Origin of the sequence: Nonomuraea composti, assembly GCF_012034275.1 — a bacterium.
In the GTDB taxonomy this organism is placed as follows: domain Bacteria; phylum Actinomycetota; class Actinomycetes; order Streptosporangiales; family Streptosporangiaceae; genus Nonomuraea; species Nonomuraea composti.
Genome location: NZ_JAATEP010000001.1, coordinates 262810 through 283924, shown reverse-complemented (window position 1 = coordinate 283924; position 21115 = coordinate 262810). Strand labels below are relative to the sequence as shown.

Sequence of the window (21115 nt, the reverse complement as noted above, 5' to 3'; positions counted from 1 at the left end):
CTCGTGAGCAGCAATCTAGTGGATCTCGATTCCTGGCGAGCCCTCCCCGCGGCGCAGCAGCCCGACTGGCCGGACCGCGGCGAGCTCGACAAGGTTGTCGCCGAGCTCGGCAGCCTCCCCCCGCTGGTGTTCGCCGGCGAGTGCGACCAGCTCAAGGAGCAACTGGCCGCGGTCGCCCGCGGCGAGGCGTTCGTCCTGCAAGGCGGTGACTGCGCCGAGACCTTCGCCGGCGCGACGGCCGACAACGTGCGCCAAAAGCTGAAGACGTTGCTCCAGATGGCCATCGTGCTGACGTACGCGGGCCGGGTGCCGGTGGTGAAGATCGGCCGGGTGGCCGGCCAGTTCGCCAAGCCGCGCTCCAAGGGCACCGAGGTGCGGGGCGGCGTCGAGCTGCCCGCCTACCGGGGCGACATGGTCAACGGTTTCGACTTCACCGCCGAGGCGCGCAGGCCCGACCCGTGGCGGCTGCTCAAGGCGTACCACTCCTCGGCCGTGACGCTCAACCTGGCGCGCGCGTTCACCAAGGGCGGTTACGCCGACCTGCGGCAGGTGCACGCGTGGAACCAGGACTTCGTGGCCGAGTCGCCCGCCGGGCGCCGCTACGAGCAGCTGGCCAGGGAGATCGACCAGGCGCTGGCGTTCATGCGGGCGTGCGGGGCCGACCCCGAGGAGTTCCACACGGTCGAGTTCTACTCCTCGCACGAGGCGCTCATCCTCGACTACGACCGGGCGCTCACGCGCATCGACTCGCGTACGGGGCTGCCGTACGACGTGTCGGCGCACATGGTCTGGATCGGCGAGCGCACCCGCCAGCTCGACGGCGCGCACGTCGACTTCTTCTCGAGGATCCGCAACCCGATCGGCGTCAAGCTGGGCCCGACGACCACGCCCGACGAGGCGCTGGCGCTGATCGACAAGCTCAACCCCGCCAACGAGGCGGGCCGGCTCACGTTCATCACCCGGATGGGCGCCTCCAAGATCCGCGAGCACCTGCCCGCGCTGGTCAAGGAGGTTACGGCGACCGGGGCCAAGGTGGCCTGGATCTGCGACCCGATGCACGGCAACACGTTCGAGGCGCCGAGCGGGCACAAGACGCGCCACCTCGACGACGTGCTCGACGAGGTGGCGGGCTTCTTCGAGGTGCACCGGTCGCTGGGCACGCACCCGGGCGGGATCCACATCGAGTTCACCGGCGACGACGTCACCGAGTGCGTGGGCGGCGGGTTCGAGATCGGCGAGACCGACCTGGCCACCCGCTACGAGACGGCCTGCGACCCCCGGCTCAACCGCGGCCAGTCGCTCGACCTGGCCTTCCGGGTGGCGGAGCTCTACCGCGGCTGATCGCCCGGCCCGTCGCCCCCGTCCGTCGCCCCCGTCCGCCGTCGCGCGCGGGCCGGAGACTCCGGCCCGCGTCGGCCTCGTCACCGCGCGTTCGAGTGATTTACCTCTCATTCAGGCGGTCTGCCGATTTAGCGGTATACGCGCAGCTTCCGGAGCTATGATCACCCCGAAAAGAGCCCATTTTTCGGGAGAATAACGTGGACAGTGCTCCGGAGGGAGTCGACCCCAACGTCCCCAACGTCGCGCGTATGTACGACTACTACCTCGACGGCAAGGACAACTTCGCCGCCGACCGGGCGGCGGCGGAGCAGATCCTCAAGAACTTCCCCGACACCAAGGTGGGGGCCCGCGCCAACCGCGCCTTCCTGCGCCGCGCCGTCCGGTACGTCGTGGACCAGGGCGTCCGCCAGATCGTCGACCTCGGCGCCGGCCTGCCCACGCAGGGCAACACGCACGAGATCGCCCCCGAGGCCCGCGTCGTCTACGTCGACTACGACTCCGTGGTGTGCGTGCACGGCCGGGCGCTGCTGGCCAGGAAGGACAACGTCGACTTCCTCCAGGCCGACGTGCGCGAGCCGGACGCGCTGCTCGACAAGCTGGGCGGCCTGGTGGACTTCGAGCAGCCGGTGGCGTTCCTGGCGCTGGCGATCCTGCACTTCATCCCCGACGAGAGCGCCTACGACGTGGTGGCCAAGCTGCGCAAGGTCAGCGTGCCCGGCAGCCACCTGGTCATCAGCCACGCCGTGGACTCGACGCCGGACGCCACCCCGCAGGCCCTGGAGATCTACAAGAAGGCCACGGCCTCGCTGAACCTGCGCACCCGCGAGGAGATCCTGCGCTTCTTCGAGGGGTACGAGCTGGCCGAGCCGGGGCTGACGTACCCGAACGGCTGGCGCCCCGACGACCCGACGGCGCCGGGCAACGGCATCAAGTTCGGCTACGTGGGCGTCGGCCGCAAGCTTTAAGGGCTTCACATGACAAACCCCGCCTGCTCGGGCGGGGTTTCGTCGTTTCGGCAGCGCTGTCGGCCGGGTGTCAGTTCTGCTGGGCCTTCTTGAGCTCCTCGCTGAGCTCGGCCCTGATGGCGTCCATGTCGAGCGCCTTGACCTGGCTGATCAGGTCTTCCAGCGCGGGCGCGGGGATGGCGCCGGCCTGGGCGAAGACCACGATGCCGTCGCGGATGGCCATCAGCGTGGGGATCGAGGTGATCTCGAAGCCCTGCGCGAGCCCCTGCTCCGCGTCTGTGTCGATCTTGCCGAAGGTGATGTCGTCGTGCTTGTCCGACGCCTGCTCGAAGATCGGCCCGAACTTCTTGCACGGCGGGCACCACTCGGCCCAGAAGTCGAGCAGCACGATCCCCTTGTCGGCGATGTCGTTGAAGTTCTTCTCTGTTACTTCGATGGTCGCCACAAGTGGCTCCTCGCTCGTTGTCGCTTGCAGTGCAACCGTCTCAACCACGTACCCATCACCAGCATTCCATGCCCGGCGGGCCCGCGGGACCCTCGTGCGCGGGCCCTGCGGGCACTTCGCGGAAGATCGGGAGATTTTAGACCGCATATATCAGCACAAATGTGGATAGACCATAAAATTGTCGATCCTTGACCCGGGCCGCGGCGGGTATCACCCATGCATGGACTGGGTCACCTGCGCGTATTCGGCTGCTTGCACCGGAGTCGCTAGCCGGCCGTCCGGCTTCTGCCTGGCTCACCTCGATCCCGAACCACTCGCCGCGGCCCTGGGCGAGCTCGCCCCCGGCCGCCTGCTCGACCTGCGCGGCACCACCATCACCAGCGACCTGCTGTCCAGAGTGCTCGAGGCGACCGGCCGCAGACCCGGCCGCACCCGGCTCGACCGGGCCAGGTTCACCGGCGACGTCAGGCTTTCTGGCGTCACCTTCACCGGCGACGTCTCGCTCGACGGCGCCCGCTTCGACCGGCTGGCCTCGTTCTTCGGCGCCCGGTTCGAGGGGAACGTCTCGCTCGCGGGCGTCCGGTTCACCAGGGAGCTGTCCTTCCACGGGGTGACCGCGCGCGGGCACGTCTCGCTCGACCGGGCCGTGATGTCGCGTGACGCGCTGTTCAGCCAGGCCGTGTTCGGCCACGGGCTGTCGTGCGAGCGGGCCAGGTTCGACGGCTACGCCACCTTCGACGGCGCCCGGCTCGGCGACGGGGCCGCCTTCCGGGGGGCACGGTTCGGCCGGACGCTGTCGTTCCGCAAGGTCAGCGGGCACGCCGGGTTCGAGGCGGCGCACTTCGCCGCCGACGCGTACCTGTCGGCCACCGGCCGGCTCACGGCGGCCAGGGCGCGCGCCGACGGGCTGCTCGACGTGACGGTCACGCGGTGCGGGGTGGACCTGCGGCACGTGGAGGTGAAGGGCCCGACCACCGTGCGGCTGACCGACGCGCAGGCCGACCTGGAGGGCGCCGTGCTGCACGGCCCGGCCACCGTCAGCGGGCGGGGCCGGTCCGTGCTGACCTCGCTGCGGCAGGTCGACGCGGCCAGCCTGGAGCTGTTCGGGCTCGACCTGTCGGCGTGCCGGTTCGCCGGCCTGACCCATCCCTCGGGGGTGCGGGTGAAGGAGTGCACGTTCGCGCTGACGCCCCGCGGGGTGCGGGTGAGCCTGCGCTGGCCGATGCTGCGGTGGTTCTCCCGCCGCCGGGCGCTGGCCGACGAGGGCACCGTGCACGGGCGTTCCGGCCCCGACGACCCGGGCGCCGCGCCCGACCGGCTCGCGGCGCTCTACGCCGGCCTGCGGCCCACCGACAGTGCCACCTCGGCCGACTTCGCCTTCGCCGCCATGGAGATGCGGCGGCAGGCCGGTCACGGGTGGTGGCTGTCGGTGTCGTGGCTTCTGTGCGGGTACGGCATGCGCATGGGGCGGGCGGCGGCCTGGTTCGCCCTGGTGATGGCCCTCATGGCAGCGGCCGTGGCGTGGAACTCCACCCCTCACGCGGCGCAGCGGCCCGACCTCGTCCCCGGCCCGGCCCTGCACCGGTGAGGGGGGTGCTCACAGCTCGGCGGCGATCTTCTCGATGGCGCCGAACATGCGCGGCCAGCCGCCGCCCATGATCCGCCGCGAGAGCTGCTGCACCTCGTCGCCGGGGTCGAAGCCCTCGTGGTCGAGGAACAGCCGGGTCCCGCGTCCCTCGGGCTCCAGCCGCCAGGTGACCGTCCAGTCGGCCCGCTTGCCGTCGCTCCAGCTGATCCGCAGCAGCTTCTCCGGCTCGACCCGCAGCACCTCGCAGTAGACGATGCCGTCGAAGCCGACCTGCTTCTTCGGCGTCGTGGTGAAGGTGAACCGGTGGCCCACCTCGGGCTTGAAGTCGCCCGGCATGAGCCACCGGGCGACGAGGTCGGGCTCGGTGAGCGCCCGCCACACCTTGGCGGGCGGATGGGCGAGGAACTGGTCGAGCCTGATCGCGCGCAGGTCTTCAGCCGTCGTGTCGTGGGCCATCGCTGTCGTCCATTTCGTCGTCGTCCATTTCGTCGAGAAGGGTGGTGAGTGCGGTGAGGCGTTCGCGCCAGAACCGCTCGTACGGGGTGAGCCAGTCGCGGATCTCCATGAGCGGCGCCGCCTCCAGCCGGTAGTGCCGCTCCCTGCCCTTGCGGGTCTCGGCCACGAGGCCCGCGTCCTTGAGCACCTTGAGGTGCTCGGACACGCTGGGCCTGCTCATGTCGAACCGCTCGGCCAGCCGCCCGGCGGGCTGGGCACCCTCGTCGAGCAGCAGGCGCAGCAGCTCGCGCCGGGCCGGGCTGGCCAGCGCGGTGAAGACGTGGTCGGCGCTCACGTCTGGCTGACCACGAAGCCGTTGCCGAACGGGTCGTGGAAGAGCAGCTGCCGGCCCCACGCCTCCTCGCTGGGGCCCTGGAAGGCGGTGCCGTGCTCCTGGAGCCTGGCGGCCAGCGCGTCGAGGTCGGGCGCGCCCACGACCAGGCCGCCGATCGGCGCCATGGAGGGGAACCAGGAGGCCAGCAGCAGCGTGGTGGCGGCGCCCTCGGGCGCCACGGTGAGCCAGCGGCCCATGGGGAACGGGTTGTCGGTGCGCACCTCGAAGCCGAGCACGCGGGTGTAGAAGCCGAGCGCCCGTTCCTGGTCGGCGACGGGCACGGTGACGGTGAGAAGGGAGGAGATGAGCATGTCGGCCACTATACGTAGGAAATTTCCTACATGACAAGCCGGGCGAATCTCAGGGAGCTCCCCGATGGACCGCCTAGATCGCGTTCCGTAGACTTGAAGCCATGCTCATCGACGACTACGTGGCCGAGCTCGACGGCGCCCTGAGCGGTCCGCACGGCCCCAAGCGCGATCTCGTCGTTGAGGCACGCGACAGCCTGATCGACACCGCCGACGCGCTGGAGGCCGGCGGGCTGGAGCGGGCGGAGGCCGAGCGGCTGGCCGTCGCGGAGTTCGGCGCGGTCCACGAGGTCGCGCCCGGCTACCAGGCCGAGCTGACCGCCGTCGCGGGGCGGCGGCTGGGGGTGCTGCTGTTCATCAGCGTGCCGATCACCGTCGCCATGTGGTCGGTGCTGTGGCGGCTGTACCCGGGCACCGACCAGGCCTGGCTCAGCCAGCCGTGGTGGTACGCGCCCGCCTCCCGCCTGCTCGACCTCGTCCAGCTCGGCACCGGCCTGTACGGCGGGCTCGTGCTGTTCGCGCTCAGCCGCGGCTCCCGCTGGATCCGCCGGCCCCGCCTGGCGACCCGGTCGCTGGGCGTGCTCGTCTTCGCCTCGCTGCCGATCACGGCCGGGCTGGGGATGCTGATGACCTACGGGATGGACTCCCCCAACACCCTGCACGGCCTGCCCAGCGTGGTGGCCAACCTGGTGACGTCGGCGATGTGGGCGATCCAGCTCTACGGTGCCACGCGGTGCGTCCGCATCACGCGTACCTCCTTGACCGAGGCGCGCTGACCCTCCGCGCCCCTCAGCGCAGGGCGGTGGCCTCCGCGCGCAGGACGCTGCCGATCACGCTCGTGAACTCCCGCCAGGCCGACCGCTCCCCCTGGAGCTGCTTCCTGCCGGAGTCGGTCAGCCGGTAGGTGCGCCGCTTGCGCCCGCCCACCGTGGCCCACTCGCTGGACAGGTAGCCGATGCGCTCCAGCCTGCGCAGGGCCGGGTAGACGGTGCCCGTGGGCACGTTGAGCGCGCCGCCGCTGCGCTCCTGCAGCGCCTCGATGATGGCGTAGCCGTGCAGCGGCTCGCGCTCCAGCACTGAGAGCAACAGCGCGTCCATGTGTCCGCGCAGCGCGTCCGGGTTCATGCCTCTGATCCTAAACACCATTCCGCTAAGTAGCCAGTCTACATGTAGGCTGTCTATATGTAGGTAGGCACAACAACGGAGCGGTTCATGGACGTACTGGATCTGGCGCGGACACAGTTCGCGGTGACAGGCAGCCTGCACTTCCTGTTCGTGGTGCTCACGCTGGGCCTGGCGCCGCTCGTGGCGATCATGCACACCCGATGGGCGATGTCGGGCAAGCCGCTGCACGAGGGCATGACGAGGTTCTGGGGGCAGATATACGTCATCAACTACGCGCTCGGCATCGTGACCGGGCTGGTGATGGAGTTCCAGTTCGGGCTGTCGTGGAGCGGCCTTTCGCACTACGCGGGCGACGTCTTCGGCGCGCCCCTGGCCATGGAGACGCTCGTGGCCTTCTTCCTGGAGTCCACGTTCCTCGGGCTGTGGATCTTCGGCTGGAGCCGGCTGCCCAAGTGGGCGCACCTCGCGTGCATCTGGCTCGTGACGCTCACCGCGTACGCGAGCGCGTTCTTCATCATGATGGGCAACGCGTTCCTGCAGAACCCCGCCGGCGCCGTCGTGCGCGGCGACCGCATGGAGCTGGTCGACTTCGGGGCGCTGCTCACCAACAAGGCCCTGATCTTCGCCTTCCCGCACGTGCTCGGGGCCGGGCTGTTCACCGGCGGCATGGTGCTGGTCGGCGCGAGCGCGTACCGGCTGCGGCGCAAGGCCCAGGAGATCGAGTTCTTCAGCCGGTCGCTGCGCATGGGCGTGGTCACCGCGGCCATCGGCATCTTCGTCACCATGGCCTTCGGATACGCCCAGTTCGGCGCCGTCCCCGAGGGCAAGTTCGGCGGCCAGAACCTCGCCGCGGCCGCCCCGCTCGGATTCATGATCGAATTCGGGCAACTGCTCGGGCTGGTCGTGCTGTTCGTGATGCTGCCGATGATCAGGATCCTGCCGCGGGCCCGGTGGACGCATCCGATCCTGATCGCGATGGCGCCGCTGCCGTTCGTGCTGTCCATCCTCGGCTGGATGGCCAGGGAGATCGGCCGCCAGCCCTGGATGATCTGGGAACGGCTCACCGTCGCCGACGCCATGTCGCCGGGGCTGACCCAGGGGATGGTGACGGCCTCGCTCATCGGGTTCGCCGCCGTGCTGGGGCTGCTCGCGGTCGTCGACTACGTCCTCATCGCCCGGGTCATCAGGCGCGGCCCGCGCGACCTCGACCTCGGCGCCACCACCCGCGAAGAGCCGCGCACCCCCGCGCTGAGCCACTGAGGAGAGTCCAGCGACATGGAAGTGATCTGGTTCGCCGTCTTCACGGTGCTGCTGGCCGGATATTTCGCCCTCGAAGGCTTCGACCTCGGCGTGGGGCTGCTGCTGCCCGTCCTGGGCAGGACCCGCCAGAACCGGGACCGGATGGTCGCCGCCATCGCCCCGTACGTGCTGGCCAACGAGGTGTGGCTGGTCGCCGTCGCCGGAACCCTGTTCGGCGTCTACCCGCTGCTCGAAGGCGAGGTGCTGTTCGGGCTGTACCCGCTGGTCGTGGCCATGCTGCTGAGCTGGATCCTGCGCGACGCCGGCCTGTGGTTCCGCCGCCGCCTCGGCGGCTCCGCCTGGCGGGGCTTCTGGGACGCGGCCATCGCGTTCGGCTCCCTCGGCCTGTCCACCGGCTGGGGCATGGCCCTGTACGCCGCCGCCACCGGCTTCCACGCCTCACCCGTGCACCCGCTCGGGCTCCTGCTCGGCATGGTCGTCACGCTGCTGTTCGCCTTCCACGGATGGACGTTCCTCGGCTGGCGCTCCCCCGGCACGTTCGGGGTGAGCAGGCCGGGATGGGCGCTGGCGGTGTCGGCGCTCGTCGCGGCGCTGCCCGCGCTGGGGGTGCTGGGCGGCGCCATGCCGTACCTGCTGGAGCACAGCGCGCCCGCCGCCACGCTGAATGTGCTCAGTGTCATGGTCCTGCCCGTCGCACCCATCATGCTGGGCGCGCAAGTATGGGTATGGCGCACTTTCCGGCCAGGCAAGGACGCCTTCCGGCTCCCGTCGTTCTTCTGAGGGCACGTGCATAAGGATCTCCTCGCGCTCATGCGGGCCGAACGCTCGGTCCGCCGCCACCTCGGCGTCACCATGGCCGCCGCCGTGCTGGCCGGGCTGCTCGTGCTGGTGCAGGCCGAGCTGCTGGCCGGGGTGCTGTCCGGCCGGTTCGCCACGGGCGTGCTGGCCGTGCTGGCGGCCGTCGTGGGCGTGCGGGCGCTGCTCGCCTGGACGCAGGGCGTCTTCGCCGGGCGCACCGCCACCGGCGTCAAGTCCGCCCTGCGGCACCGGCTCCTGGAACGGCTGCGCGAGCTCGGGCCCGCCCGGCTCGCCGCGCACCGCTCCGGCGAGCTCGTCACCCTCGCCGGGCGCGGCCTCGACGGGCTCGACAACTACCTCACCGGCTACCTGCCCGCCATCGCGGTGGCCGCCGTCGTGCCCGTCGCCGTCCTCATCCGGCTCTTCGCCGCCGACCTCGCCAGCGCCGTCATCGTCCTGGTCACGCTGCCGCTCATCCCCGTCTTCGGCGCGCTCGTCGGCATGACCACGAAAGCCGTCACCGAGCGGCAGTTCGTGGCGCTGTCGCGGCTCGGCGGGCACTTCCTCGACGTCGTCCGCGGCCTGCCCACCCTGCGCGCCTTCGGCCGGGCCCGCTACCAGGCCGGCGTCATCCGGCAGATCGCCGACGCGCACCGCAGCGCCACCATGCGGACCCTGCGGGTGGCGTTCCTGTCGTCGCTGGTGCTGGAGCTGTGCGCGTCCCTGTCGCTGGCGCTGGTGGCGGTGCCCATCGGGCTGCGGCTGCTCGGCGGGTCGCTCGACCTGACGACGGCGCTGCTGGTGCTGCTGCTGGCGCCGGAGGCGTACCTGCCGCTGCGGGCCATGGGGACGCGCTTCCACGCCAGCATGGAGGGGGTGGCCGCCGCCGACGCCGCCTTCGCCGTCCTCGACCGGTCGGCGGACGAACCGGAACCCACCTCCCGGGCGGGACGGGACCTCGAACCCGCGCGGGAGGCGCCGGAGATCCGGCTGGAGAACGTCACCGTGCGCTACCCCGGCCGCGACGGCGCCGCCCTGGAGAACGTCTCCCTCACCATCGGCCCCCGCGAACGCGTCGCCCTGGTCGGCGAGAGCGGCGGCGGCAAGAGCACGCTGCTCCACCTCATCCTCGGCTTCGTCCAGCCGACCGCGGGCCGCGTCCTCGTCGACGGCACGGACCTGCGCGAGCTCGACCTCGCGAGCTGGCGGGCGCGGCTGGCGTTCGTGGCACAGCGGCCCCACCTGTTCGCCACGTCGGTGGCCGACAACATCCGCCTCGGCGCCCCGGCGGCCACGCCGGAGGACGTCCGCAGGGCCGCCGCGGCCGCGCACGCGGACTTCGTGGACTCCCTCCCCCAGGGCTTCGACACCCTGGTCGGCGAGCGCGGCACCAACTTCTCGGCCGGCCAGCGCCAGCGCATCGCCCTCGCCCGCGCCTTCTGCCGGCCCGACGCGTCGGTGCTGCTGCTGGACGAGCCCACGGCCCGCCTCGACGGGCGCAGCGAGGCGGCGGTGGTGTCGGGCACGGCCGAACTCTCACGCGGCCGCACGGCCGTCATCGTCGCCCACCGCCCGGCCATGATCGACCTCGCCGACCGCGTCATCCGCGTCCACGAGGGCCGCATCCTCTCCGACACCACCCACGTCACAGGCACTGCGCCCGGCGAAGGCGCGGATCCGGCGGACGTGACGGTGGACGACGCGGCGGACATAGCGGCCGGAGGCCCGGCCGGCGTCGCGGCGGCGGCGCGGCGTGAGGGGGAGGCGCGATGAACCGGCGCATGGGCACGCGCCTCGTGTGGGCCGTCCTGGCGGGGTCGGCCGCGGACCTGGCGGGCCTGGGGCTCATCGCCGCCGCCGCGTGGCTGATCACCAGGGCCGCCGAGCAGCCGCCCCTGGCCGCGCTGAGCGTGGCGATCGTGGCGACCAGGGCGTTCGCCACCGGCAAGGGCGTCTTCCGCTACGCCGAGCGCCTGACCGGCCACGACGTGGCCCTGCGCGCCCAGGCCGGCACCCGGGAGCAGCTCTACGAGGCCCTGATCCCGCCCCAGCGCCCCCGCCACGGCGGCGCCGACCTGCTGAGCCGGATGGTGGACGACACCGAGGCCGTCCAGGACCTGCTGGTCCGCTGCCTGCTGCCCGCCGCGGCGGCGGCGATGGCCGGGCTGGCGGCGGTCGTCATCGGGCTGACGATCCTGCCGGTGGCGGCGCTGGTGCTGGTGGCGGGGCTGCTGGTGGCCGGGGTGGCGCTGCCCGCGGGCACGGCCGCCGCGGCCCGCCGCTGGTCGGCGCGGATCGCCCCGGCGCGGGCGGCGCTGGCGGGCCGGGTGGCGGACCTGGTGCACGGGTCGGCGGACCTGGCCGCGTACGGGGCGGACGACGAGGCCCTGGCGAAGGCGCTGGCGGCCGACGAGGCGCTGGCCGCGCTGGAGCGCCGCCAGGCCCGCGTCCACGCCGCCGCCCTGGCCGGGGGCACGCTGGTGCAGGGCCTGACGGTCGCGGCGGTCGTCCTGCTCGCGCAGGGCGCCGGGGCCGGCTCGGTCGGCACGGCGGTCCTGGCCCTGACGTCTCTGGTCGCGTTCGAGCCGGTGCTGCCGCTGGCGGCGGCGGGCGAGCGCATGGCGGGCATCATGGCCGCGCTGAGGCGGTTGCGCGAGGTACGTTCGGCGGCCCCCGCCACCACGGAGCCCCCCGCGCCGGCGCCCCGCCCCGAGGCTCCCCTGACGATCGACATCAAGGACCTCGTGGTCCGCCACGCCACCCCGGAGGCCCCGGCCGCCGAAGACGGCGGGCCCCGTACGAAGGCCCGTACGAAGGCCCGGCCGAACGGCGGCCCGGCCACGGCGGAGCGAGCCGGAGCCCAGTACGCCGACGCGGAGCGGGCCGCGCTGGACGGCGTGTCGCTGCGGCTGACGCCCGGCAGACGGGTCGCGATCGTCGGGCCCAGCGGGGCGGGCAAGAGCACGTTGCTGGCGGCGCTGATGCGCCTGGTCGAGCCCGCGTCCGGCCGCATCACGGTGAACGGCACCGACATCTCTGACCTGGCGGGCGACGACGTGCGCGCCCTGATGACGGGCCTGACCCAGGACCCGTACATCTTCCGCACCACCCTGCGCGACAACCTGCGCCTGGCGGGCCCCGACGCCGACGAGGAGGCGCTGCGGCGCGCCGTACGGGACGCGCGCCTCGACAGGTGGGTGGAGCGCACCGGCTGGGACACCGAGCTGAGCGAGGACGGCAGGACCGTGTCGGGCGGGCAGCTGCAGCGGCTGGCGCTGGCCAGGGCGCTGCTGTACGACCCGCCGGTGCTGCTGCTCGACGAGCCGGCCGAGGCGCTCGACGAGGAGACGGCCGACCGCCTGATGGCCGACCTGCTCGACGTGACCCGCGACCGCACGACGCTGCTCGTGACGCACCGTCTCAAGGGCCTGGAGCTGGTCGACGAGATCGTGGTGCTGGAGGAGGGCCGGGTGACGCAGCGCGGCCGTCATGACGAGCTGGTCGCGGTGCCCGGCTACTACCGCGACGTGTGGGAGTCGGAGGCGTTGACCAGGCGTTAGCTCCCGCACGGCCTGGCCGCCTGCCTCGTGTCAGGTCCCGTGCCACGCCGTCGTCTCGGGGGTGAGGACGTCGGCGCGCAGCTCGTCGAGGGCCTGCCGGACCAGGTCGAGCATCTGCTCGGGGCGGGCCACGTGGGTGTGGAAGACGCCGGAGACGGACGCGATGTCGCGGTCGTGCAGGACGGTCGGCATCGCCGCCGCCTTGGGGGCCAGCGGCGGGCAGAGGAACGCGGCGCGGGCACCGGGAAACACCCTCGGGGCGTGGATGGCGCCGACGTCGAGCCGGTCGGCCGGGCCGCGCAGCGCCATGGGCAGCACGGCCCTGAGTATCGGCCGGGTCAGCGCGGCGGGGAGGGCGTAGAGGCCGCGGGCGGTGCGGCGCTGCTGGGCGATCTCGGGGAGGGTCAGCTGGGCGGCGACCCGGCGCAGCCGTTCGCGCGGGGACGGCTCGGAGCAGGGCAGGGTGACGGGCAGGGTGACAGGCAGGGTGACGGGCAGGAGGCCCACGTGGTTGCCGATGGCCGGGTGGTCGCGCCGGCCGAGCAGGCTGACCGGCAGGCTGACGGTGAGATCCGTGCCTCCCCCTGTGGCGGGGCTTGCAAGCTCGGGCCGCCACGCCCGGAGCGCCCCGGCCACGAGGGCCAGGCTGACCTGCGCGACCGTGGTGCCGGTGCGGCCGGCGACGTCACCTCCGGTCAGGCGGTGGCGCAGGGTGGGGGCGGCCTGCCGGACCCGCTCGGCGACGAGCCCGCACAAGGTCTCGGGCGGGGGCGGGGCGCCGGGCATGTGGGCGCCTATTGCCATGTGCAGGCGCTAATCGGTTTCGCGGCGGCGGCCAAACACCACTCGTAATGATCACCAAAGGACAGCGGCACGGTTGGACAAGCCGCCGGACCTGAAGTATTACTGTTCACGGCCAGCCATGTTACTGAGGACCAGCCGAGATCGGGGCCGGGAGAAAATGCGCCAATTGCGGCCCGTCGAGCTGCTCGTCCTGGGCTATTTCGGCATTTCCGCCGTCCTGCACGTCACGCTCGGCGATCCGGCGCGCGACGGGCCGACGGCGGTGGTCACGTGCGTCCTGCCGGCGACCCTGCTCCTGGCGGTGATCCGGCTCGAGCTGCGCTTTCGCGGGCGGTTCCGGCTGTCGGCGCTCAGGTTCGCCTGCCCGCTGCTCATGCTCACCCCCATGTACTCCTCCGCCGCCCGGACGGTTCTCTACCTTCACGGGCACTACGTCGACGAGGCCGTCAACGCCTGGGAGAAATCAGCTTTCGGCGTATTCCCCAATGTCGCCATGGGAGCCGTTCATTCCCCCCTCCTCACCGAGATCGTGACGATCTGCTATTTCTCCTACTATGGCAGTTTTCTCATTCCTTTCTTCCTGTACGCGCGCGGGCGGAAACCGCTCGCCGAGCGTTACATGTTCGCCGCGCTGCTGGTGCTGCTGACGTGTTATCTCAGTTTCATGTTCGTCCCGCTGGCCGGTCCGGCGGCCGCGCTGCCCCGGGAGTTCCTGGCCGGCCGCCCCGACGGGTATCTGATCACCGACCTGCAGAACGCGATCATGGCCGCGTTCGACCCGCCCGGCACGTGCTTCCCCTCGCCGCACGTGGCCGGCGCCTGGATCACCCTGCTCACCCTGCGGCGGCACGTCCCCAGGCTCGTCCGGTACGCGCTGGGGGCGGCGACCGCCGGGCTGACCGTCGCCGTGGTGTACGACTGGTACCACTACGCCTCCGACGCGCTGGCCGGGTTCCTCGTGGCCCTGGCCGTCCACGCCGTCACCGGGCGCGGCACCGCGTTCCGGCCTCCTCCCGGGCAGCCGGTCCCCGATCGTCCGGTGCCGCTCACCGTCGCCGAGCAGCCATGAACCCGGGAGGACCCGTGCCCCCACGACCAGCGGCCTCGGCGTGGGAGCCGTGGCTCGGCAGCGGCGCCCTGCTCGCCGCCCTCAGCTCCGACGATCGGCTCGTCGAGCGCATGTTCGAGCGCACCGGGGGCATGTTCCGGCTCTGGCTGCCCGGCGCCGGCAAGGCCGTCATGCTGGCCGATCCGGCCCTGGTCAGAGACGTGTGCCGGGCTCCCGCCGACGTCATCGACGCCGCCCGGGCCAACCGCGTGCAGGAGCCGGTCATCGGCCGGCGGGGGCTCGCCTGCCTCGACGGGCAGGAGCATCGCCGGCTCCGGCAGGTCATGGCGCCGGCCGTCCGCGAGCGGGTGTCGCTGCGGCTGCGCGCCACGACGGAGCGGCTGGCCCAGCGGGTCGCCGACGACTGCCCCCTCGGCGTGCCGTTCGCGCTGGGGCCGCGGCTGCACCTGGCGCTCATGGAGGCGATCCTGTCGATCACCCTGGGCCTCGACCCCGCCGCGCGACGCGCCTGGGAGGGGCCGCTGCGCGAGCTGTTCCGCCGGGCCGCCTCCTACGAGATCTCCGTACGGTATCTGCTGCGCCAGGTCGGCGGGCTCGCCCTGTGGCCGTCCTTCCACCGCTCCAGGAACGCCTGCGACCGGCTGATCCACGACGAGATCGCCCGCCGGCGCCACCACGTCGACCCCGATCAAGCCGACGGCGGTGGTGACGACCTGCTCGGCATGCTCCTGCGGGCCCGCGGCGACGACGGCGCCCGGCTGACCAACGAGGTGATCCGCGACCAGGTCATGAGCATGATCGCGGGGGCCCGCACCACCACCGCCACCGGCCTGACGTGGGCGTTCGAGCGGCTGGTACGCCACCCCGAGGTGATGGGCCGGCTCACCGCCGAGAGCGACAAGTGTGCCGAAGACGCCTACGCCGGGGCCGTGGTGTACGAGGCGCTGCGCGTCCGGCCGCCCGTGGCGTTCTTCGGCCGGGTGGTGCGCCGCCCGTTCGAGCTGGGCGGCCGGGTGCTGTCACCGGGCACCACGATCGTCGTGCACCTGCGCTCCCTGCACCACGCCCCCGGTCTCCACCCCGACCCCGAGACGTTCCGTCCCGAGCGCTGGCTGGGAAGGCGGCCCGGCGGCTACGGGTGGATGCCGTTCGGGGCCGGCACGCACACCTGCCTCGGCGACCAGCTGGCGATCATGCAGATGAAGGTGTTCCTCCAGGTCTTCGCCCGCACCCTCGACCTCTCCCCCGCCCGAGCCGCCGACGAGCCCGTACGCCTGATGGCGATCTCCAACACGCCGGGCGAGGGCTGCCGGGTCGTCGCCAGGCGCCGAGCCGCCACCACCGGTTGAGTTGGCGGGGCCATCAGGTTTACGATGCAAACCACTTTGAAGCTTCGAGGAGTTTGCATGGTGGACGACGAACGGACGCCGAGCCCCGAGGAGATGCTCCGCGTCATCGAGGAGCAGAGCGTCGCCACCACGAGATGGCTCCGGGGCGACCCCCTGTTCCTCTACGCCCCGTGGGGCGTGGCCTGGATGCTCGGGTTCACGGCGCTGTTCCTGCACTACGGGCTCGACGGCCGCCCCTACGCGCCGATCTCACAGATGCAGGCGGTGGGTGTGCTGATGGCCGCGCAGCTGCTCGCGGGGGCCTTCGTCGCGTACGGGATCGTGCGCATGAACAAGACCACGCGCGGCGACTCCAACGCCCGCGGCGCCATGTTCGGCTATGCCTGGTTCGCCGGGTTCGCGCTCATGGTGGTGATCTGCTCAAGGATGAGCCCGCTGCTGCCGCCGCAGGAGAGCGGCCTGCTCTGGGCGGGCTCGTCGCTGATGCTGGTGGCGACCCTCTACATGGCGGGCGGCGCCCTCTTCCACAACTGGACGTTCTTCTTCTTCGGCGTCTGGGTCGCCGCGGTGAACACGCTGGGCGTCCTGCTCGGGGCGGGCTGGCACGCGTTGCTGACGGCGGTGCTGCTGGGCGGCGGGTACATCGTCGCGGGGGTGCTGGTGAGGCGCCGCTCGTGACGACGGACAACACGCTGCCGGAGCTCGACCCCGTCATCCACGCCCAGGCCAGGCTGCGGGTGGTCGCCGCGCTCAACGTGCTCGGGGAGGGGGACGAGATGGCCTTCAACGCGCTGCGGAAGCTGCTCGGCATGACGGCGGGCAACCTGTCGGTGCACCTGACCAAGCTGGAGGACGCCGACTACGTCCGGATCAACAAGACGCATCGCGGCCGGACGCCGGTCACGTTCGTGGCGCTCACCACGCGCGGGCGGCTGGCTTTCGAGGATTACACCAAGGCGATCCGTACCCTGCTGGACAACGCTGGAGGCGCGACATGACCATCCTCGCCCGGGCGATCGAGGTCTCGCGCCGCTACGGCGACGTGGTGGCGCTCGACCGCGTCTCGCTCGACATCGCGGCGGGCGAGCTGGTGGGCCTGCTCGGCCCGAACGGCGCGGGCAAGTCCACGCTGATCAACCTGTTCGCCGGGCTGCGCCGGCCGACGTCCGGCGTGGTCGAGCTGTTCGGCGGCTCGCCCCAGGATCCGGCCGTGCGCCGGGGCATCGGCGTGACGCCGCAGGAGACGGGGCTGCCGGAGGCGTTACGGGTGGGCGAGATCGTCGACTTCGTGTCGGCGCACTTCCCCGACCGGGCGGACAAGGGCGAACTGCTGGCCCGGTTCGGCCTGGACGACCTGGTCAGGCGGCAGGTCGGCGGGCTGTCCGGCGGGCAGCGGCGGCGGCTGGCGGTGGCGCTGGCGTTCGCGGGCAAGCCGCGGCTGGTCTTCCTCGACGAGCCGACGACCGGGCTCGACGTCGAGGCGCGCCGCTCGCTGTGGGAGGGCGTCAGGTCCTTCCACCGGGACGGCGGCACGGTGCTGCTGACCAGCCACTACCTGGAGGAGATCGAGGCGCTGGCCGAGCGGGTGGTGGTGGTCGGGTCCGGCCGGGTGCTGGCCGACGGCACCGTCCGGGACGTGCGCGACGTCGTGGGCGTGCGGCGGATCTCGTTCGTCGCGCCGGACCTGCCCGAGCTGCCCGGCGTGGTGGGCTCGGAACGGGTGGACGGCCGGGTCGACCTGCTGACCACCGACCCCGACCGGCTGGTCGTCGAGCTCGTCCGCAGCGGCACGCCGTTCTCGGGCCTGGAGATCAGGCCGACCACCCTTGAGGAGGCCTTCCTCGCCCTGACCTCGAAGGAGCCGTCACATGGCTGAGCTGATCGCCGCGCACGCCAGGCTCTTCCTGCTGGAGCAGCTGCGGGTGCCCGTCGGGCTGCTGGCGAGCGCGCTGTTCCCGGCGATCTCGTTCGTCGCGTTCGTGGTGCCGTTCGCGGGGGACGATCCGCGGGCCGCGACCATGGCGGCCGGGTCGATGATCTTCTTCGGCGCGATGGCGGGCGCGCTCATCAACCTGAGCATCACCGTGGCACAAGACCGCGAGCAGCCGTGGAACCCGTACCTGCGCACCCTCCCCGCGGGCCCGCTGCCGCGCTTCGCCGGGCGGATCCTGGCGACGCTGGCCGGGACGCTGGTCTCGGTGGTGCCGGTGCTGCTGCTCGCGGTGCTGCTCACCGAGGCGACCACGACGCCGCCGCGGCTGCTGCTGGGGCTGGGCGCGCTGCTGGCGGGGGTGGTGCCGTTCATGCTGATGGGCCTGCTCATCGGGCTCGTGATGGCGGCCAGGGCGGCGATCGCGGTGTCTCAGGTGCTGTTCTTCCCGATGGCGATCGTGGGCGGGCTGCTGCTGCCGCCGCGGATGCTGCCCGGCTTCGTGGAGGTCGTCTCGCCGTACGTGCCGACCCGGGGTGTCGCGGAGCTGCTGTGGGCGGTCACGGCGGGCACCACGCCGGACGCGGTGGCGATCGTCTCGCTGGCCGGCTGGACCGTGGTGCTGGCGGTGGCGGCGGCCTGGGCGTACCGGCGTGACGAGGGGCGCCGCTTCTCTTGAGGACGGCCAGAGGACGGGCCAGAGGACGGGCCAGAGGACGGGGGGGTGTGCCGCCGAGTCCGCAGCGATCTCAACGGCACACCCGTCCATGAGGGGGTCCTTGTTACTTGTTCTCCGAGAGGGTGACAGTGACCTCGTGGGTCGTGCCGTCTCTCATATATGTGATCTTGACCTCTTGGCCCGGTTTGAAACCTCTGACCTGCCCGACAACCGTATCGCCTCCGTCAACCGTCTTGTCGCCGACCTTCGTGATCAGGTCGCCTTCCTTCAGGCCCGCCTGCTCCGCCGGGCTTCCGGCGGTGACCTGCCTGATGAGGGCGCCCGGCACGTCGCCGGTCGCGTCGGTGACGCTCACGCCGAGGAAGGCGTGGGTGACCTTGCCGGTGCTGATGAGCTGGTCGGCCACCTGCTTGGCGGTGTTGACCGGGATGGCGAAGCCGACGCCGCCGCCCTGTGCCTGCGAGGCGATCGCGGTGTTGATGCCGATGAGCTGGCCCGCGGCGTTCACGAGGGCGCCGCCGGAGTTGCCCGGGTTGATCGAGGCGTCGGTCTGGATGGCGCCGCCGATCGTGGTGGGCGCGCTCTGCTGCTGTTGCTGGCCCCAGCCGGGCGGGAGCTGCGGCTGGTCGTCGCCGAGGTTGAGCGTCCGGTCGAGGGCGCTGACGATGCCGGCGGTGACGGACCCTTCGAGGCCGAGCGGGCTGCCGATGGCGAGCACCGGGTCGCCGACCTTGAGCTGGTCGCTGTCGCCGAGCGTGGCCTTGGTCAGGCCCGAGACGCCTTCGGCGCGGATGACGCCGAGGTCGGTGGCCGGGTCGGTGCCGACGACGGTGGCCTTGGCCGTCTTGCCGTCGCTGAACTTGACGGTCATCTGCCCGCCCTGCCCGGCGCCGACGACGACGTGGTTGTTGGTGAGGATGAGGCCGTCCTCCGACAGGACGACGCCGGAGCCCTCGCCGCTCTGGCCCTGGATCATCACGACGGACGGCTGCACCTTCGCGGCGACCTCGGCGACGGTGAGCTGGTCGGAGGCCGACTTGAAGACGGGGCTGGGCGCGCTGGGGCTGCTGCCGGCCACGGGCTCGGGCTGGAACGAGGTGGCGACGGCGGCGCCCACGACGCCGCCGCCGACCGCCATCGCGGCCAGGGCGAGCCCGGCGATGGCCTTCTGCGCGACGGTGAGACGGTGCTTGTCAGACGGAGGCGGCGGCGGGGGCGGGGGCACCTCCATGGCGATCGTGTCCCGCCGGGGAAAGCCCCCGGCGGCCGGCGGGGTGGCGCCGAACTGGCTCCACCCGCCGGTGCCCTGCTCGCGAGGCTCGTTCGCGTTCATCTTCCATCTCCCTCAAATCCCTGTACTCCAAGGGTGTCAAGAAGCGCGTAAGCCCTGGTTAAGGCGGTGATTGCGAGGGGCGGCCCGGCCTGACGCGGCCCTTATCGATCGAGGTCGCGCGGGTGCGCGGGGCCGGAGAACTCGTCCAAGATTTTACTTGCTCGCGGGCCAGTACTCGTCTCTGAGCAGCCGCTTGTAGAGCTTGCCCGTGGGGTGCCGGGGCAGCCGCGCGCGGAAGTCGACGGACTTGGGGCACTTGTAGTGTGCCAGATGTTCGCGGCAGTACGCGATCAGCTCCGCCTCCAGGGCCGGGCCCGCCTCGTCCATGGAGGCCGGCTCCACGACGGCCTTGACCTGCTCGCCCATCTCCTCGTCCGGCACCCCGAACACCGCCACGTCGGCCACCTTCGGATGTACCGACAGCACGTTCTCGGCCTCCTGCGGGTAGATGTTCACGCCGCCCGAGATGATCATGTACGAGCGGCGGTCGGTGAGGTACAGGAAGCCGTCCTCGTCCAGGTAGCCGATGTCGCCGAGCGTGGTCCAGCCGCGGCCGAGCGGGTCCTGCGACGAGCGGGTCTTGTCGGGGTCGCCGTGGTATTCGAAGCGGCCGCCGTTCTCGAAGTAGATCGTGCCGTGCTCGCCGGGCGGCAGGTCATCGCCGTTCTCGTCGCAGATGTGCACGGTGCCGAGCAGGGAGCGGCCGACCGTGCCCTTGTGCCGCAGCCAGTCTTCGGGGCCGACGTAGAGGAAGCCGTTGCCCTCGGTGCCGGCGTAGTACTCGTGGATGATCGGGCCCCACCAGTCGATCATCTGCTCCTTGACGGGGACGGGGCAGGGAGCGGCGGCGTGGATCGCGTACCGAAGTGAGGAAATATCGTATTTTGCCCGGGTTTCTTCGGGCAGTTTGAGCATCTTGATGAACATCGTCGGCACGAGCTGCGTGTGCGTCACCGCGTACCGCTCCACCAGCTCCAGGTACCGCTCCGGGTCGAAGCGCTCCATCACCACCACCGTCGCCCCGAGCCGCTGGAACGTCATGCTGTAGCGCAGCGGCGCGGCGTGGTAGAGCGGCGCGGGCGAGAGGTAGACGCTGCCGGGCGCGGGCGCGAACAGGCCCTGGATCAGCTTGAACAGCAGGCCGGGCTCGTCGAGCGGGCCGTGCGATGCGGCCAGCTTGACGCCCTTGGGGCGGCCGGTGGTGCCCGAGGAGTAGAGCATGTCGGTGCCCTGGCACTCGTCCGCGATCGGGGTGACCGGCTGCCCGGCCACCGCCTCCTCGTACGACGCGAAGCCTTCGGCCACGCCGTCCAGCATGAGGCGCAGCTCGACGCCGGGGGTGCCGGCGGTGATCGAGGTGGCGACGGCGGCCAGGTCGGCGCTGGAGATGAAGACCCGGGCGCCGCAGTTGCCGACGATGTAGGCCAGCTCGTCGGTCTGCAGGCGCGAGCTGATCGGGGTGTAGTACAGGCCCGAGCGGTGCGCTGCCCAGGCGATGGCCAGGAACTGGGGGTGGTTGGCCAGCATGAACGCGATGTGGTCGCCCGGCCGCAGGCCCGCCGCGCGGAACAGGTGGGCCAGGCGGTTCGACTCCTCGTCCAGCTCGCGGAAGGTGATGATCCGTCCGGAGCCCGCCATGATCACAGCGGGCTTGTCGGGGGTGACTGCTGCGATGGCTCCCGGATGCATGAACAGAACAGTATTCGGTTGGTCGGCCGCCGCGCCAGAACCC

The 21115-nt window shown here is 71.9% G+C and carries 22 protein-coding genes; 14 read left to right on the top strand and 8 right to left on the bottom strand.

Annotated features, from left to right (window positions below; all coding sequences use genetic code 11):
* Nucleotides 1-3 precede the first annotated feature (3 nt).
* Both HCN51_RS01290 and HCN51_RS01285 read left to right on the top strand, forming a co-directional pair.
* Nucleotides 4-1341 (top strand): class II 3-deoxy-7-phosphoheptulonate synthase, encoded by a 1338-nt coding sequence (locus tag HCN51_RS01290; protein WP_168005811.1) that lies wholly within the window; start codon nucleotides 4-6, stop codon nucleotides 1339-1341.
* Nucleotides 1342-1538: 197 nt separating this feature from the next.
* Nucleotides 1539-2306 carry an SAM-dependent methyltransferase gene (locus HCN51_RS01285; RefSeq protein ID WP_168005809.1) on the top strand — a complete coding sequence of 256 codons (768 nt, stop codon included), beginning with the start codon at nucleotides 1539-1541 and terminating at the stop codon, nucleotides 2304-2306.
* 70 nt (nucleotides 2307-2376) lie between these two features.
* Here the strand turns inward: HCN51_RS01285 and trxA are convergent, their stop codons facing one another.
* The gene (gene trxA / locus HCN51_RS01280; protein ID WP_080040719.1) at nucleotides 2377-2751 is read right to left on the bottom strand and encodes a thioredoxin; all 375 of its coding nucleotides are present in this window, start codon (nucleotides 2749-2751) and stop codon (nucleotides 2377-2379) included.
* 220 nt (nucleotides 2752-2971) lie between these two features.
* Between trxA and HCN51_RS01275 the strand changes: the two genes are divergently transcribed.
* Nucleotides 2972-4339 (top strand): pentapeptide repeat-containing protein, encoded by a 1368-nt coding sequence (locus HCN51_RS01275; protein ID WP_168005807.1) that lies wholly within the window; start codon nucleotides 2972-2974, stop codon nucleotides 4337-4339.
* A gap of 9 nt (nucleotides 4340-4348) precedes the next feature.
* Here the strand turns inward: HCN51_RS01275 and HCN51_RS01270 are convergent, their stop codons facing one another.
* From HCN51_RS01270 to HCN51_RS01260, 3 genes are read right to left on the bottom strand one after another with little or no spacing between them, the layout of a single operon-like run.
* Nucleotides 4349-4795, bottom strand: coding sequence for an SRPBCC family protein (locus tag HCN51_RS01270; protein WP_168005805.1), 447 nt, complete (start codon nucleotides 4793-4795; stop codon nucleotides 4349-4351).
* Complete coding sequence (locus HCN51_RS01265) at nucleotides 4773-5129, bottom strand: metalloregulator ArsR/SmtB family transcription factor (RefSeq protein WP_168005803.1); 357 nt, start codon at nucleotides 5127-5129, stop codon at nucleotides 4773-4775. The genes HCN51_RS01270 and HCN51_RS01265 overlap by 23 nt, the downstream gene beginning before the upstream one ends.
* Nucleotides 5126-5479: a VOC family protein gene (locus tag HCN51_RS01260; protein ID WP_168005801.1), complete on the bottom strand. Its 354-nt coding sequence runs from the start codon at nucleotides 5477-5479 to the stop codon at nucleotides 5126-5128. Before HCN51_RS01260 ends, HCN51_RS01265 begins: the two co-directional genes overlap by 4 nt.
* A gap of 101 nt (nucleotides 5480-5580) precedes the next feature.
* Between HCN51_RS01260 and HCN51_RS01255 the strand changes: the two genes are divergently transcribed.
* Entirely contained in the window at nucleotides 5581-6252 is a 672-nt protein-coding gene (locus HCN51_RS01255) for a permease prefix domain 1-containing protein (RefSeq protein WP_168005799.1), read from the top strand.
* A gap of 13 nt (nucleotides 6253-6265) precedes the next feature.
* Here the strand turns inward: HCN51_RS01255 and HCN51_RS01250 are convergent, their stop codons facing one another.
* Nucleotides 6266-6601, bottom strand: coding sequence for a helix-turn-helix transcriptional regulator (locus HCN51_RS01250; RefSeq protein ID WP_080040727.1), 336 nt, complete (start codon nucleotides 6599-6601; stop codon nucleotides 6266-6268).
* A gap of 87 nt (nucleotides 6602-6688) precedes the next feature.
* On the opposite strand from HCN51_RS01250, the gene HCN51_RS01245 reads away from it, so the two are divergent.
* Genes HCN51_RS01245 through cydC form a run of 4 tightly spaced genes read left to right on the top strand, consistent with a single transcriptional unit; the run spans nucleotide 6689 to nucleotide 12219 of the window.
* Nucleotides 6689-7861, top strand: coding sequence for a cytochrome ubiquinol oxidase subunit I (locus HCN51_RS01245; RefSeq protein WP_168005797.1), 1173 nt, complete (start codon nucleotides 6689-6691; stop codon nucleotides 7859-7861).
* Between the two features lie 15 nt (nucleotides 7862-7876).
* A complete protein-coding gene (locus HCN51_RS01240; RefSeq protein WP_168005795.1) occupies nucleotides 7877-8641 on the top strand; it encodes a cytochrome d ubiquinol oxidase subunit II in 765 nt (254 codons plus the stop codon).
* 6 nt (nucleotides 8642-8647) lie between these two features.
* Nucleotides 8648-10432: a thiol reductant ABC exporter subunit CydD gene (gene cydD / locus HCN51_RS01235; RefSeq protein WP_346433483.1), complete on the top strand. Its 1785-nt coding sequence runs from the start codon at nucleotides 8648-8650 to the stop codon at nucleotides 10430-10432.
* Nucleotides 10429-12219 carry a thiol reductant ABC exporter subunit CydC gene (cydC, locus tag HCN51_RS01230; RefSeq protein WP_240972295.1) on the top strand — a complete coding sequence of 597 codons (1791 nt, stop codon included), beginning with the start codon at nucleotides 10429-10431 and terminating at the stop codon, nucleotides 12217-12219. Before cydD ends, cydC begins: the two co-directional genes overlap by 4 nt.
* A gap of 30 nt (nucleotides 12220-12249) precedes the next feature.
* Here cydC and HCN51_RS01225 read toward each other — a convergent pair whose 3' ends face one another.
* Nucleotides 12250-13023 (bottom strand): hypothetical protein, encoded by a 774-nt coding sequence (locus tag HCN51_RS01225; RefSeq protein WP_168005793.1) that lies wholly within the window; start codon nucleotides 13021-13023, stop codon nucleotides 12250-12252.
* 157 nt (nucleotides 13024-13180) lie between these two features.
* Here HCN51_RS01225 and HCN51_RS01220 point away from each other — a divergent pair, with 157 nt between their 5' ends.
* From HCN51_RS01220 to HCN51_RS01195, 6 genes are read left to right on the top strand one after another with little or no spacing between them, the layout of a single operon-like run.
* Entirely contained in the window at nucleotides 13181-14092 is a 912-nt protein-coding gene (locus HCN51_RS01220; protein WP_168005791.1) for a phosphatase PAP2 family protein, read from the top strand.
* A 14-nt stretch (nucleotides 14093-14106) separates the two neighbouring features.
* Entirely contained in the window at nucleotides 14107-15441 is a 1335-nt protein-coding gene (locus tag HCN51_RS01215) for a cytochrome P450 (protein WP_168005789.1), read from the top strand.
* A 57-nt stretch (nucleotides 15442-15498) separates the two neighbouring features.
* On the top strand, nucleotides 15499-16119 hold the full coding sequence (locus HCN51_RS01210; protein WP_168005787.1) for a hypothetical protein: 621 nt from the start codon (nucleotides 15499-15501) through the stop codon (nucleotides 16117-16119).
* Entirely contained in the window at nucleotides 16116-16439 is a 324-nt protein-coding gene (locus HCN51_RS01205; RefSeq protein WP_346433482.1) for a transcriptional regulator, read from the top strand. Before HCN51_RS01210 ends, HCN51_RS01205 begins: the two co-directional genes overlap by 4 nt.
* Nucleotides 16436-17317 carry an ABC transporter ATP-binding protein gene (locus HCN51_RS01200; protein ID WP_168005785.1) on the top strand — a complete coding sequence of 294 codons (882 nt, stop codon included), beginning with the start codon at nucleotides 16436-16438 and terminating at the stop codon, nucleotides 17315-17317. Before HCN51_RS01205 ends, HCN51_RS01200 begins: the two co-directional genes overlap by 4 nt.
* On the top strand, nucleotides 17310-18050 hold the full coding sequence (locus HCN51_RS01195; protein WP_168005783.1) for an ABC transporter permease: 741 nt from the start codon (nucleotides 17310-17312) through the stop codon (nucleotides 18048-18050). Before HCN51_RS01200 ends, HCN51_RS01195 begins: the two co-directional genes overlap by 8 nt.
* 103 nt (nucleotides 18051-18153) lie before the next feature.
* Here HCN51_RS01195 and HCN51_RS01190 read toward each other — a convergent pair whose 3' ends face one another.
* Together HCN51_RS01190 and HCN51_RS01185 are read right to left on the bottom strand one after the other, a co-directional pair.
* Nucleotides 18154-19383: a S1C family serine protease gene (locus tag HCN51_RS01190; protein WP_168005781.1), complete on the bottom strand. Its 1230-nt coding sequence runs from the start codon at nucleotides 19381-19383 to the stop codon at nucleotides 18154-18156.
* Between the two features lie 153 nt (nucleotides 19384-19536).
* Nucleotides 19537-21072, bottom strand: a complete 1536-nt coding sequence (locus tag HCN51_RS01185) for an acyl-CoA synthetase (protein ID WP_168005779.1) — start codon at nucleotides 21070-21072, stop codon at nucleotides 19537-19539.
* Between the last annotated feature and the right edge of the window lie 43 nt (nucleotides 21073-21115).